Source organism: Candidatus Competibacteraceae bacterium, assembly GCA_016713505.1.
Classification (GTDB): Bacteria; Pseudomonadota; Gammaproteobacteria; order Competibacterales; family Competibacteraceae; genus Competibacter_A.
Map to the genome: position 1 here is coordinate 81,286 of JADJPA010000002.1, position 13,044 is coordinate 94,329.

The 13,044-nt window shown below is 44.0% G+C and carries 8 protein-coding genes and 1 pseudogene; all 9 read left to right on the forward strand.

All coding sequences use genetic code 11. The annotated features are described in order from the left end of the window. Window positions 1–997: 997 nt before the first annotated feature. Window positions 998–2,584 carry an oligosaccharide flippase family protein gene (locus tag IPK09_15280; GenBank protein ID MBK7984961.1) on the forward strand — a complete coding sequence of 529 codons (1,587 nt, stop codon included), beginning with the start codon at window positions 998–1,000 and terminating at the stop codon, window positions 2,582–2,584. A 9-nt stretch (window positions 2,585–2,593) separates the two neighbouring features. Then, entirely contained in the window at window positions 2,594–4,459 is a 1,866-nt protein-coding gene (gene asnB, locus IPK09_15285; GenBank protein MBK7984962.1) for an asparagine synthase (glutamine-hydrolyzing), read from the forward strand. Window positions 4,460–4,478: 19 nt separating this feature from the next. Continuing rightward, on the forward strand, window positions 4,479–5,387 hold the full coding sequence (locus IPK09_15290) for a glycosyltransferase (GenBank protein ID MBK7984963.1): 909 nt from the start codon (window positions 4,479–4,481) through the stop codon (window positions 5,385–5,387). A gap of 322 nt (window positions 5,388–5,709) precedes the next feature. Continuing rightward, complete coding sequence (gene asnB / locus IPK09_15295) at window positions 5,710–7,623, forward strand: asparagine synthase (glutamine-hydrolyzing) (GenBank protein ID MBK7984964.1); 1,914 nt, start codon at window positions 5,710–5,712, stop codon at window positions 7,621–7,623. Window positions 7,624–7,731: 108 nt separating this feature from the next. After that, window positions 7,732–8,823 (forward strand): glycosyltransferase family 2 protein, encoded by a 1,092-nt coding sequence (locus tag IPK09_15300; protein ID MBK7984965.1) that lies wholly within the window; start codon window positions 7,732–7,734, stop codon window positions 8,821–8,823. Window positions 8,824–8,832: 9 nt separating this feature from the next. Continuing rightward, window positions 8,833–10,002, forward strand: a complete 1,170-nt coding sequence (locus IPK09_15305; GenBank protein ID MBK7984966.1) for a glycosyltransferase — start codon at window positions 8,833–8,835, stop codon at window positions 10,000–10,002. Window position 10,003: 1 nt separating this feature from the next. After that, complete coding sequence (locus IPK09_15310; protein ID MBK7984967.1) at window positions 10,004–11,344, forward strand: phenylacetate--CoA ligase family protein; 1,341 nt, start codon at window positions 10,004–10,006, stop codon at window positions 11,342–11,344. A gap of 100 nt (window positions 11,345–11,444) precedes the next feature. Beyond that, window positions 11,445–11,636: pseudogene (locus IPK09_15315) on the forward strand (transposase). Between the two features lie 277 nt (window positions 11,637–11,913). Further along, window positions 11,914–12,951: an IS630 family transposase gene (locus IPK09_15320; GenBank protein MBK7984968.1), complete on the forward strand. Its 1,038-nt coding sequence runs from the start codon at window positions 11,914–11,916 to the stop codon at window positions 12,949–12,951. Window positions 12,952–13,044: the final 93 nt, after the last annotated feature.

Below are 13,044 nucleotides of genomic sequence, written 5' to 3' on the forward strand. Positions count from 1 at the left end.
ACTTTCCCCATTGCTAATTGCGTGCGTAAATGCTGAGACGTAGCAACCATGAAAGTTTTTTCGACCAAATAGAGAAACGTATGGGGCATTACTGCTTAAGGTCGGCACGATTATATGCCTGTTTGCGCCGCTGCTCAGCGCATGGCTCTGACCGGGCATCCAAGTTGCTGCTGATAGATTGATCTTGATTTTAGGACGGCGTACCGTGACGGTGGTTAGGACTGGCTGACATCATTGAGCGGCGTTGGGGAGCAAGATTGTTGCGCGGGTATTTATCGCGTGTTGCGATCCAGTGCATTCCAGCCGATGGTATTTTGTGAAAGTTAGTGAGCTGCGCAGACTACAGACATTCTTATCGGGCGTTGGCCGAGCGGAATGATAATTTTTTCTTGGTTTCGTTCGTGTCCACGTTTACCTCTCAAACAGCGCCGCAAGCGCGATGCACCGATACATCCAAGCCAAATATACTGCTTGTGCTCACCGCTATAGCCGTCCGTCCGCCACCAGATAAATTGAACACGCGGCATCGGAAAAAAGTGCCGGTTGCTTGTCTCCGCTATGCCATGATTGATCCGCGAAGCATTAAGACCCAGTACGTGGTGCTTGTGAGGTATTGCGCCAAACGGCAGAAAAACATCGGATATTTAAGTTTTACGATGCGCTATACCGCGACGAACCTTAGCCGAGTTTGCGGCCTTATCCAAGCGTTGGATCGTGAAGCGGGCGCTTGGTGAGATCAGGGCAATTTTGATTCATTCCCGTCAGGCGCAGTCTCACAATTTTGAAGCCTTTTATCTTTTACACTTCTGCCGACACTGTTGAGGCGAGTTTTCCAATTTGGTAAGTTACAATTGGTTTGTAGCTCTGATTCCCATTATTCTGATACCGATATGTATTTACCTCTACACCCGGCGGAGTGAAGGTACCAGGATCGTTTTCATTTCAGTGAATTAGTTAATAAATTATTTCTCTATATATTAAGGATATGGTTTCAATCATGGGTCTAGGGCGACAAATTTTTAAGCATACTATTATCTATAGTATGGCGACAGTTATTGGAAGGCTAGCTAGCTTTCTCATGTTGCCCTTTTATGCATATATTTTTCAAGCAGAAGGTTATGGCGTTATTGCCATGATCGATACCAGCCTCGGCTTTCTAACAATTTTACTTACTGGGGGTTTTCAAACAGCGATTTTAAGAATCTACCATGAGCAATCGAAAGCTAATAAAAAATTAGTCCTTGGTACAGGCATTTGCCTTGTATGGATTCTGGGAATATTGATCATTTGTTTCCCGCTCTTTTTTAGCTCGTCCCTGAGTAAAATTATTTTAGGTAGCAGTCAATATTATCCTCTCATTTGTTTGGCATTGATTGCGTTTGTTATCGATGTATCAGGCCAAAGTGCTAGCACAATTCAAATTATTAAGCAACAGTCTCTTTCATTTTCTATCATCAATTTAATTCGGCTTGCTCTAGGCCTTTTTCTTAATATATGGTTAGTTGTTATTTTAGAAGTTGGTTTAGTAGGAATTTTTATATCATCGTTGATGGCGGCTATAGTCAGTTCTTTGGTTTTTCATATTATTGCTTTTCGGGAGCATGGTTGTGAATTTGATCGGAATATTGCGATTCATCTACTACGGTTTCAGTTGCCACTACTACCGGGAGAAATTATTAGTTTTTTGGGGCGGCAAGCGGAAAGAATACTGGTTCGAGTTCTAATTGGACTTGAAGGGATGGGCGTTTTGGAGATGGCTTATAAGTTTCCACCTTTAATAAACCTCTTTATTACAGTGCCTTTTCAGAGAGCGTGGCGTACTAAAAGTATAGAAATAGCTGAACAAGAAAATGCTCCTCAAATTATCAGTAAAATGTTTACCCGTTATCTATTTTTAATGATTTTTTTTGGTCTAATATTAGGTGTTACAATAAAAGATATTTTAAAATTAATGACGCCACCTGAGTTTTGGTCAGCAGTATCCATTGCACAAATTGAAATTATTACAACTATTATAAATGGCTCTATTACTTATTTGTCTTTTGGTATTTTATATTACAAAAAGACTGGGGTTTTATCTTTTATTAAAATAATATTAGTTCCACCCAAAATTATATTGGGTTTTTTTTGCATTTCATTATTGGGATTGCAAGGAGCGGCTTATTCGGCTTTATTTATTGAAATTATAACTTTAGTCTGGATTTTATTTAAGTCACAATCCTTATATGAATTGCCTTTAGAGTATTGGAAAATCTTTTTTATAGTTATCTGTGCATTTATTATATTTTTTTTATTAAACAATAAAAATTATTCTGAATTTGATTTTGCCATATACCTAATGCATAATTGCCTTTCTCCTTTTATCGCTTTTTTGAATACCACCTTGTTTGGAGAATGGAAGTCTGGAAAGTTCATTTTGCTTTTAAATTCAAGGCAGGATCAAATTATTTCAATGTTTTTAAATATTTTTTTTACGCTACCATTTTTGATGTTATTCCCCCTGATTTCAAGGCCAACTTCGGCGAATTTTTTACCTAAGTCAGCTGCTACCACCAATAACTCTTCACATAACCATCTCTATTAGCCCTATTTTATGTGCGGTTTGATAAGCCTTTATTTTAAGAATGGTGAGGTAAGCCAAGCAGTAGCTGCTGATACCATGAAAATGGCTGGGTCAATGCTTGACACTCTTCGTATGAGAGGTCCGGATGACTACCGTTTAGTTCAGATGGGCTCCGCTTTTTTAGGTCATAGTCGACTGAGCATCATTGATCTACAGACCGGCTCGCAACCAATTTATAATGAAGACGGTACTATCGCTGTTTTGTTAAATGGTGAAATTTATAATTTTCAGGAACTACGTGTTGAACTAGAAAAGCTTGGGCATCATTTTCAGACTATCTCTGATACTGAAGTTATCGTGCATCTTTACGAGGAGCATGGTGAAGATCTTTTCTCTAAACTAAACGGCATGTTTGCTATTGTTATTTATGATTCTCGCTCAAAAATTTTACTAGCAGCAAGAGATAGAATTGGTGAAAAGCCACTTGTTTACTGTGAGTTGCCTGAGTTTTTCGCAGTTGCTTCTGAGGTTAAAGCCCTTCTACAAATTCCGGCCGTTTCTAAAGAGATCGATATTGATTCGATCGCCTTATATCTTAATAGTATGTATGTTCCTGCTCCAGCAAGTATTTTCAAAAAAATAAAAAAGTTACCGCCAGCACACTATCTTAAATTGGTAGGAAAAAAGCAAATTATTCGTAAATACTGGGATCCGCAACAAGAGATAAAATGGAAGTGGCAAGAAAAAGATATTGAAGAAAATTTTTTGGAGTTATTTTTAGATGCAGTTAAGATTCGTACTTATTCAGACGTGCCTTTTGGAGTATTTCTTTCGGGTGGAATAGATTCAAGCGCTGTTACGGCGTTTATGTCCAAGACTTATCCTAGCCCTATTAAAACTTTTACTGTAGGATTTACCCAGGAAATTGATGAACGTCCTTATGCTCGGATGGTTGCAGATCGCTATCAGACTGAACATACAGAACTTATCATCAGTGATCGAATCGAAGATATAGTTAAGCAGGTAATTACCTATTTTGACGAGCCATTTGGAGATTCATCTGCTATTCCTACCTACCTCATTTCTCGGGAAGCTCGTAAGCATGTTAAGATGATTCTGACTGGAGATGGAGGCGATGAGCTTTTTGCAGGATATCATTCTTATGTTGACCAAAAATATCAATTAGGAAATCGGGTTAGTACGAAAGCATATAAAACTATTAATCAACTTTCGCTAAAATCTTGTGGTAAAGGTATTCTAGAAGGCTTGTATCCTCGTACAGCTAATTTTGGTAGGGCTTTCAAACATTGGCATTGGGTACGTTCAATTTTTCATGAGGAAGAGCTAAAAACTACTCTAAATCAGAGTTTTGCTGGCGTTGCAGATTTTTTTCAAAAGCAGCACTGGCTTGGTGTGCATGGTGAAGATGCGCTCTCAATCTCTTATGCTTTTGACTTGAATTATTATTTACCTGATGATCTTTTGAAAAAAGTTGATATGGCATCTATGTTCGCTAGCCTCGAATGTCGTGCTCCATTTCTTGATTATCGACTTATTGAATTATCATTGCAGATACCTCCAAACATTAAAATCAAAAATGATTGTCTTAAATCCCTTCTAAAAAGTAGCCTACACAATTATCTTCCTTCAGAAATTTTATACCGACCGAAAACTGGTTTTGGTGCGCCGGTAGCATCTTGGCTTAAAAACCAACTTAAAGAAATGACTTTTGATTTACTTGGGCAGAGTTGTAAAATTGAATCTTTTATTGATCGAAAAGCGATTCAACAATGTCTTGATTTGCTATACCGCACTGACTTAATTAAGGATTATAGAGTTTCTCAAAAAGTATGGCTTTTATTCGTTTTAGAGTCCTGGATGAGAAATTACCTTTAAGTAATTTAAGTTAAAATTTATGAAAGTACCTAGTGTCAGTGTTGTGGTCACCTGTTATAATTATGGCCATTATTTAGCTGAGTGTTTGGATTCAATATTGCAGCAAAGTTTTTCTGATTTTGAAATTGTCATTGTTAATGATGGGTCGGTTGATAATACTGACGAAGTTATGGAAAAATTTCGAAATTTTGATAACATTAAATATATTAAACAGGGTAATAGTGGTCAGGCAAAAGCAAAAAACACTGGTATTCAAAACTCTTCAGGGGATTTTATTGCTTTTCTTGATGCTGATGATGCATGGGAAAAAAATAAATTAGAAAAACAAATGCCTTTATTTTCAAAAAATATGATCGGTGTTGTTTATAGCCGAGCGCGCTATGTAGATGAGCTAGGGCAGGCACTTAATAATATAAGGATTACTGAAAAATACCTTATCCCCAAATCGGGAAATGTTACAAATTATTTATTTTTAGATAATTTTGTGCCTTTTTCTTCATCCATAGTACGAAGAGAGTGTTTAGAGCGTTGTGGCGCTTTTGATGAAACCCTTCGAATGGGTATTGATTGGGATTTGTGGTTAAGAATATCAACGCTTTATGAGTTTGATTTTATAGATGAACCTTTACTGGTTTATCGTGTTGGCCACGCTGGCCAGATGTCAAAAAATTTAGAACTTCGGCAACAGTGCTCTGATAAAATTATGAGCAGCTTTATAAAAAACTATAAGCCCTTGCTTTCTAACTGGATTATACGAAAAGCTTATGCATTTACTTTTCGTAACCGAGGTGAATATTACCGTAAGATAGATAAAGCAAAATCTTGCCAGTATTTTTTAAAATCTATTTATCAGAATCCTATCGAAATAAATGCGTATAAAGGATTGCTAAAAACCCTTTTACTGAGGCGTAAAGAATTGATTTCATAGGCTCCTCCCCGAAATCGTTTGGCGTAAAACCGAATACGATTGGTTCAAACCCAAACCAAAGCCTACCTCAGCTTCAACCGTCTGAAGTTAGAACTCCAGATATTATGGGACGTTTCCTATGTTTAATTTTTGTGAAATAAATATTTACAAGGCGTATTTTTAATGTGGAAACATGCTTTATCTATTATTGTATGTTCGCACTGCTTGTATGTTCGCACTGCAAGGCTAACTCGAATTTAATTTTAGTTATAGAGCAAAATACAGAAATTTAGAAAAAACATTTGAAAATAAATTGTTGTTTATTATCTTCTTTTCATTATAGTTGAATTTTGTTGCTGATCTCATGTGCGGTATTTGCGGATTTTATGGAGAGCACGCGGCGCTTTCCAATGAAACTTTGGAGCGGATGAATCAGACGCTTGTGCGGCGTGGGCCTGATGAGGGAGGCATCTTTACAGATAGTGGCGTCGGACTGGCGATGCGACGTTTGAGTATCATCGACTTGGCCGGTGGGCACCAGCCTATTCAAAATGAACAAGGAACTATCTGGACTGTTTTCAATGGTGAAATTTATAATTACCGTGAGCTGCGCGCCGCGCTAGTGCAGCGCGGCCATCAATTTAAAACCCATACCGACACCGAAGTCATCGTTCATCTCTATGAAGAGTATGGCGATGATTTGGTCCATCACCTGCGTGGCATGTTTGCCTTCGCACTGTGGGATGTACCTCGAAAACGTGGTCTGCTAGCTCGGGATCGGCTTGGCATCAAGCCGTTGTTTTATGCCCAAATTGATGATGCCTTGCTGTTTGGGTCGGAACTTAAAGCTATTCTTGCTACGAATCTAATCCAACGAGAGCTCGATTATCAAACACTTGATGCTTTTTTCGCGTTTACCTATATTCCTGCGCCACTAACCATCTATCGCAACATCCATAAGCTTGAACCTGGCCATTTGTTGACCTATGAAGCCGGGCGTATCCAGAAGCGCCACTATTGGGATGTTGATTTTGCTGCTGTCGACCCACAAGCGGATGATCAAAGCTGGTTGGAGCGCTTCGATCAAGCCATTGAGGGAGCAGTTACTTCGCACTTAGTCAGCGATGTGCCATTAGGCGCTTTTCTTTCGGGGGGTGTTGATAGCAGTCTGGTCGTCGCTTTAATGAGCCGGCATCTCAATGAGCCGGTTCAGACGTTCACCATGGGTTTTGGGGGTGCGCGTAACCCGTTACTTGATGAGCGGCCGCTGGCCAAGAGCGTGGCGGAGCGGTATGGCTGCCAGTTTCATGAATATACGGTCCAACCGGATTTTTGCAAAATTGTAGGTGAGATCGTCGACGCGTTTGACGAGCCTTTTGCGGATGATTCCGTGATCCCCAGCTATTACGTCTCCCAGTTTACCCGACAACAGGTTAAGGTTGCTTTATCTGGTCTCGGCGGCGATGAACTTTTTGCCGGTTACGAGCGCTATTCGGGTGTGTGGCTGAGCCAGTACTATTCCCGCCTGATGCCAGAAGGGTTGCACCGCCGGTTCATTCAACCGCTGGTGCATTGTTTGCCAGAACCCGCGCACGGCGGGGACCGGGTGAACCATGCCAAGCGCTTTGCGACAGCCGCGCTACAATCCCCAGCCGAGCGCTATTTGGGCTTTATCTCGACGATCACCGCTCCAGAACGGCGTCAGTTGTTTGCCTCATCTATCGCGCATCACATCGATTTTGGCGCGACGGATCGAATTATTACCGAATTATTCGAGAAATGCCAAGCACCAGACGATTTAAGTAAAGCGCTCTATGTCGATATGAAAACCTATTTGCCAGAAGATATTCTGGCGCTCTCAGACCGTTTGAGTATGTGGCATTCTCTTGAGGTTCGAGTACCGCTTGTGGATCATCCGTTGGTCGAACTGAGCGCTCAGCTTCCTTCTCGCTATAAGTTGGATTGGCGCCGTAAAAAGATTTTGCTGAAGCAACTTGCGGCCCGTCACTTGCCGGCTGAGATAATAAACCATAGAAAGCAAGGGTTTGAGTCTCCAATGGCAGCTTGGTTGCGGACCGATTTGGCGGATTATGCGCGGGATGCTCTTGGCCGGGATCGCTTGGGCCAAACTGGCCTGTTTGATATTGACTATGTTTCCTTGAAACTCGAAGAGCATCTAATGGGTCGCCATAAAAACAATAAATTACTATTCTCCCTCATCATGTTCCAAGAGTGGTATGAGCGTCATGCTGTTTGAATGTGTGAGCGAGATTGATGTTGTGAGAAATAAGGTAATGACGTGTTGATAGAGGCGGGTTTTTGGCTTTGTTTGGGATTAATATTCTATATTTATATCGGATACCCGATGATGGTGTTGTTGTTGGCTCACGTAATGAGTCGGGATATTCGTAAAGCTGATATAACACCTAAAGTTACTGTTTTGATCGCCGCTTTTAATGAGGAGCGAGAAATCAAGCAGACGGTACTCAACAAACTTTCTCAAGATTATCCGACCGACCTATTAGAAATCTTGGTCGTCTCGGATGGTTCGACGGATCGAACCGATGAAATTGTTCGAGAGCTGACAAGAAGTCATCAAGGCCGTGTTAGCCTGTTACGCCAAGAACCCCGCCAAGGTAAGACCCAGGCGCTCAACATGGCTGTGGCTCATGTTTCCGGGGAAATCCTGATATTTTCCGATGCCAATTCGCTCTACAGGCCGGATGCGATCCGGCGGCTGGTGCGTGATTTTGCCGATTCGACAGTCGGCTATGTAACCGGCCAGATGGTTTATACGAATCCAGAAGGTGCCGGCATTGGTGAAGGGTCAGGCGCCTACATGCGCTATGAGAATCTGTTGCGAGCTTTAGAGACTCGCGTGCACTCAGTGGTCGGCGTGGATGGAGGGATCGACGCGGTTCGCCGAGAGCTTTATGTCCCCATGCGTCCGGATCAGTTGCCTGATTTTGTTTTGCCGCTCAATGTGGTTGAGCAGGCTCGACGTGTTGTCTATGAGCCAGAAGCGATACTTTATGAGCCGGCGTTAGCTGTTGCAGCCGATGAATTTCGAATGCGGGTTCGCGTATCACTGCGGGCGCTCTGGGCTTTGTTCGATAAACGTAATCTATTTAATCCGCTGCGCGATCCGTTGTTCGCATGGCAGTTGCTTTCGCATAAGGTTCTACGTTATGGAGCATTTTTGCCTCTTGTAGGCCTGCTCGGTTTTAATGCGTTAGCCATTGGCAAACATCCGTTCTATTTGGCTTTCTTCATAGCGCAGGCGGTGGCTTACGGGCTTGCGATGCTGGGTCCTACTCTCTCGCGTTCACCCACCGTGCCCTCGAAACTGCTGGCGCCTTATTACTTTGTCATCCTCAATTTGGCCTGTGCAGTCGCGCTTTGGAAATTTATTAACCGTCAGAAGATGGTGCTTTGGAAGCCGCGAGTAGGGAGTTGAACGGCTAGCATGGCGACGAAAATTATGTTCCTTGTGGATTATTATGGAAATCCTCAAGCTGGAACCGAAGGCCAACTGTTGCAACTGATCCAACATCTTGATCGATCTCGTTACGAACCGGCCATGACGGTGCTGCGCCGCAGTGAATATATCGAAAGCCGACAGTTTCCATGTCCGGTAAACGTTTTAGGTATCGAAAAATTAGCAAGCTTTCGGACTATCGCCAAAATTGTACGTTACGCGCTGGCTTTGCGCCGGGAAGGCTATCAGCTGGTGCACTGTTATTTCAATGATACCGCATTGATCGCCCCTTTTTTCATGAAGCTATCGGGTATTAACGTGCTGGTATCTCGACGTGATATGGGGTTTTGGTATACGCCGTACAATCTTGTGGTGCTTAGGTTGGTTGCGCCGTTTGTTGATCGCTACGTCGCAAATAGCCATGCGGTAAAACAGCGGGTCCAGCAACAGGAATGGGTTTCACCAGATAAAATAGTGGTTATCTATAATGGTTATACGTCATTAGTTGAAAAGGACGATCAACCGGCGGCCATGGCGAATTTACCCGGAATCCCATATGATGCTCTCATCGTTGGAATCGTGGCAAATTTGAAGCCCATCAAGCGAATGGATACCTTGATCGAAGCATTCGCTTGCATTAGCAAATATTTCTCTGGAGCCTATTTAGTCATCGTGGGTGATAAAACGACCTCCGAAGCCGCGTATACATTGGAAAAATTAGGTGCTTTAGCTCGCCATTTTGGTATTGAAGACCGAGTCGTTTTTACGGGACAAGTCAGGGACTCGAAACTTTATATTCGGCGATTTACAGTCGCTGTTCTCTGTTCCGAATCGGAGGGTTTTTCAAACTCGATTATCGAATACTTACAAGCGGGTCGACCCACTGTTTGTACCGACACCGGAGGCAATGCAGAAGTGATCCAGACTGGCCGTAATGGATTTTTAATTCCGATAGGAGATAGTAAAGCGTTAGCCGATTACGTGATCCGCCTGTTTTCCGACAGGACGCTCGCACGACGAATAGGTGAGGCTGGTTATGAAAGCGTTCGTGCTTATACCCACACACGTATGGTGGCTGAACAAATGACCTGTTACGATGGGGTGATTTCGGCTAATGGAGGGAACCGGAGAAATTATCGCTGGTCGGGGAGGGTCTGAAATGCTCGCTTGGCTTTCCAAACATATATTTTTCCCGCTGTGGGAAATCAAGGATGGAGCTCATCGCCTAAAATACTTAAAAGAACTCTCGGCCAGTCAGTGGTGGAGCCCTGAAGTTCTTCGCCAGCAGCAATGGCAGCGGCTGTGTAAAATAGTTAAGTATGCCTATGACCATTGTTCTTATTACCAGTCACATTATGGCAATTTAGAGTTCGATGGAATACTCCGTAATTGGGAGGACTTCTATCATCTTCCATTATTAACCAAACGGGATATTCGCGATAACGCAGCTTTCCTGCTGTCGGATCAATTTCAACGCTCGAATTTGGTGGAAGCAAAAACTGGTGGTTCCACAGGTACGGCTTTAACGCTTTACTTCGACAAAAAATGTCAGGAAATGCGTAATGCTGCTGCCATGCGAAGTGATCGTTGGGCAGGTTGGGATATAGGAATGAAAGTTGCGGCAATTTGGGGTAATCCGCCTATCGCGGATACATTGAAGAAAAAGCTTCGCAACGCATTACTTGATCATTTTATCTATTTGGACACCATGAGTATCAATGAGATGAGTGTCCGACAATTTTTAGAAGATTGGCGTCGCCAACAGCCTCAATTTATCTTTGGTCACGCACATTCGATTTATATTCTGGCAACCTATTTGAAACGTTTAGGTATAGAAAATCTAAGACCGCGCGGCGTTATAGCGACATCAATGATGTTGCTAGAGCCTGAGCGCCAAGTGATCGAAACAATATTCAACTGTCAAGTCACAAATCGTTACGGATGTGAAGAAGTAGGGTTAATTGCTTGCGAGTGCGAACAGCATGAGGGTTTACATCTAAATATTGACCATCTCATTATTGAGTTCCTAAAAGATGATGGTACTGAAGCGGCCTTTGGCGAGGAAGCCAACATTGTGGTGACCGACCTCATTAATCACGGGATGCCTTTAATTCGTTATAAAGTTGGAGATCTCGGTGTTTCGAGCAATCGAAAGTGTGCTTGCGGGCGCGGGTTACCGCTCATGGAACGAATCGTTGGGCGTCAAGCGGATTTTCTGAAAGGGCCAGACGGTTCTCTAGTTGCCGGTGTTTCACTAGTTGAGCGCACCTTAACTGCGATACCCGGGATTGAGCAGATGCAGTTGATTCAAGATGATCTTAAAAAAATTTGTGTCAAATTAGTACAAGGAAGCGATTTTAATCAGTTGAGTCAAAGCAAATTACATGATGAATTAAAATTGGTTTTTGGTGTGGATGTGTTAATCGAGATACAAATTGTTCCAACATTGGATCAGACGGTTTCTGGCAAGTATCGCTTTGCTATTTGCCGGGTCCCTTAAAGCCTGTTGTTAAATACGGCGCTTGAAAACCTGGGATAAGTACCGGTGATGGAGCCGTTGCGCAGTGCTGGAAAAGCCGCCATCATTCCCCAAATCCAACCGCAAAATCCAATACCCCTACGACTAGGAACTTTATAAAGCACGCCATCTGATTGAAAAGTTCTTCCGAAAACTCAAACACTATCGGGCTGTCGCCACCCACTATGACAAAACTGCTCGCTATTTCCTCACCGCTATCTACTTGGCCGCTTCCTTCATCTGGCTTAATTCACGACACGGCCTAGAGCAATGATGGAAGCCGAGTTTAATAGCAGGTTTCTTTGAAGAAGATTGAGAACTTCGAGATCGTAATGTTACAGAAAAATCCAATGATGAATTAATAAATCTGGAGTTTTTAGAAAATATAGGGAATTGTTTGCAGTTGATAAAGTTAGAGAATTGCTTTCAAAGGCTGCGGAACAGAACAGGCCATCTAAGCTCATGGGAGTGACTTCCAGGGCATTAGGTAGGGTAACCGGGAACCTTATTAACCCGGCAATTATTTAGCCGATAGTGGTATAGTGAGGGACATGAAAAAGATCGACGCACGTTGTTTGTCGCCGGAAGCGCAGGAGGAACGGCGCCGTCAGGCGCTGCGGCTGCGGGAAGACTTGCAGTGGAGCTGGAAGGAAATCGCGCGGGTGGTCGGGGTGCATATCAGCACGGTGATCGGGTGGGGCCAACGCTTTGGTCGGGACGGAGAAGCGGGCCTGAAATCGCGGCGGCGGGGACGGCGGTACTTGACGGGCCGGACGCTGACGTTGGCCCAAGAGTGGCGGGTGCGCTCGATTTTGGTGGACGAGACGCCGGGGCGACGGGGATTGCCGTTTGCGCTGTGGAACCGGCGGGCGGTCATGGAATTGATCGAAACGCTGTTTGGGGTGGCGATGCCGATTCGGACGGTGGGCGAGTATCTGTCGCGGTGGGGCTATAGCCCGCAACGACCCCTCAAGCGCGCCTTGGAACAACGGCCTGCCGAGGTGCAACGGTGGTTGGACGAGACTTACCCCTCGATTCTCGCGCGAGCGAAGGCGGAGAAAGCGGTGATTTACTGGGGCGATGAGACGGCCGTGGTGGAAGATGGCCATTGGGTGCGCGGTTATGCGCCTCAGGGGAAAACGCCGGTGCTTGCCACCTCCAGCCGCCGGTCTGGATTGGCGCTGGTGTCGGCCATCAGCAACCAAGGCCTCGTCCGGTTCCGCTTTATCGAGCAGGCCCTGAACGCGGCCTTGTTCCTCGAATTCCTCGGCCAGTTGATCGCCGACCAGCCCCAGAAAGTCTTTTTGATTCTGGACAACCTCAAAGTCCATCACGCGAAGCTCGTCACCGAGTGGGTCGGCGAACACGCCGAGCAAATCGAGCTAGTCTACTTGCCGCCCTATACCCCAGAGCGCAATCCCACCGAATACCTCAATCGCGATTTCAAAACCCAGTTGCGGTTATCGGCCCGTTCCTCCACGCCCCAGGCCTTGCGGCACAAAGCAAACGCCTTCCTCCAATTCCTCATCAATACCCCAGAGCGTATCATGACCTATTTCAATCACCCCGCCGTCCACTACGCCGCTTAATCGCCTATTTCATTGCTGGGTTAATAACAGACTCCGCTCCAGGTACTACTTCCTTATCCTTATCCGGAACTCAGGTTATTTAAGCATTTTCTT

What these genes read in the sequence shown, in the direction of transcription:
- IPK09_15280 (MBK7984961.1), top strand. Translation starts at nt 998, where the DNA reads ATGGGTCTAGGGCGACAAATTTTTAAGCATACTATTATCTATAGTATG.
- asnB (MBK7984962.1), top strand. Translation starts at nt 2,594, where the DNA reads ATGTGCGGTTTGATAAGCCTTTATTTTAAGAATGGTGAGGTAAGCCAA.
- IPK09_15290 (MBK7984963.1), top strand. Translation starts at nt 4,479, where the DNA reads ATGAAAGTACCTAGTGTCAGTGTTGTGGTCACCTGTTATAATTATGGC.
- IPK09_15300 (MBK7984965.1), top strand. Translation starts at nt 7,732, where the DNA reads ATGATGGTGTTGTTGTTGGCTCACGTAATGAGTCGGGATATTCGTAAA.
- IPK09_15305 (MBK7984966.1), top strand. Translation starts at nt 8,833, where the DNA reads ATGGCGACGAAAATTATGTTCCTTGTGGATTATTATGGAAATCCTCAA.
- IPK09_15310 (MBK7984967.1), top strand. Translation starts at nt 10,004, where the DNA reads ATGCTCGCTTGGCTTTCCAAACATATATTTTTCCCGCTGTGGGAAATC.
- IPK09_15320 (MBK7984968.1), top strand. Translation starts at nt 11,914, where the DNA reads ATGAAAAAGATCGACGCACGTTGTTTGTCGCCGGAAGCGCAGGAGGAA.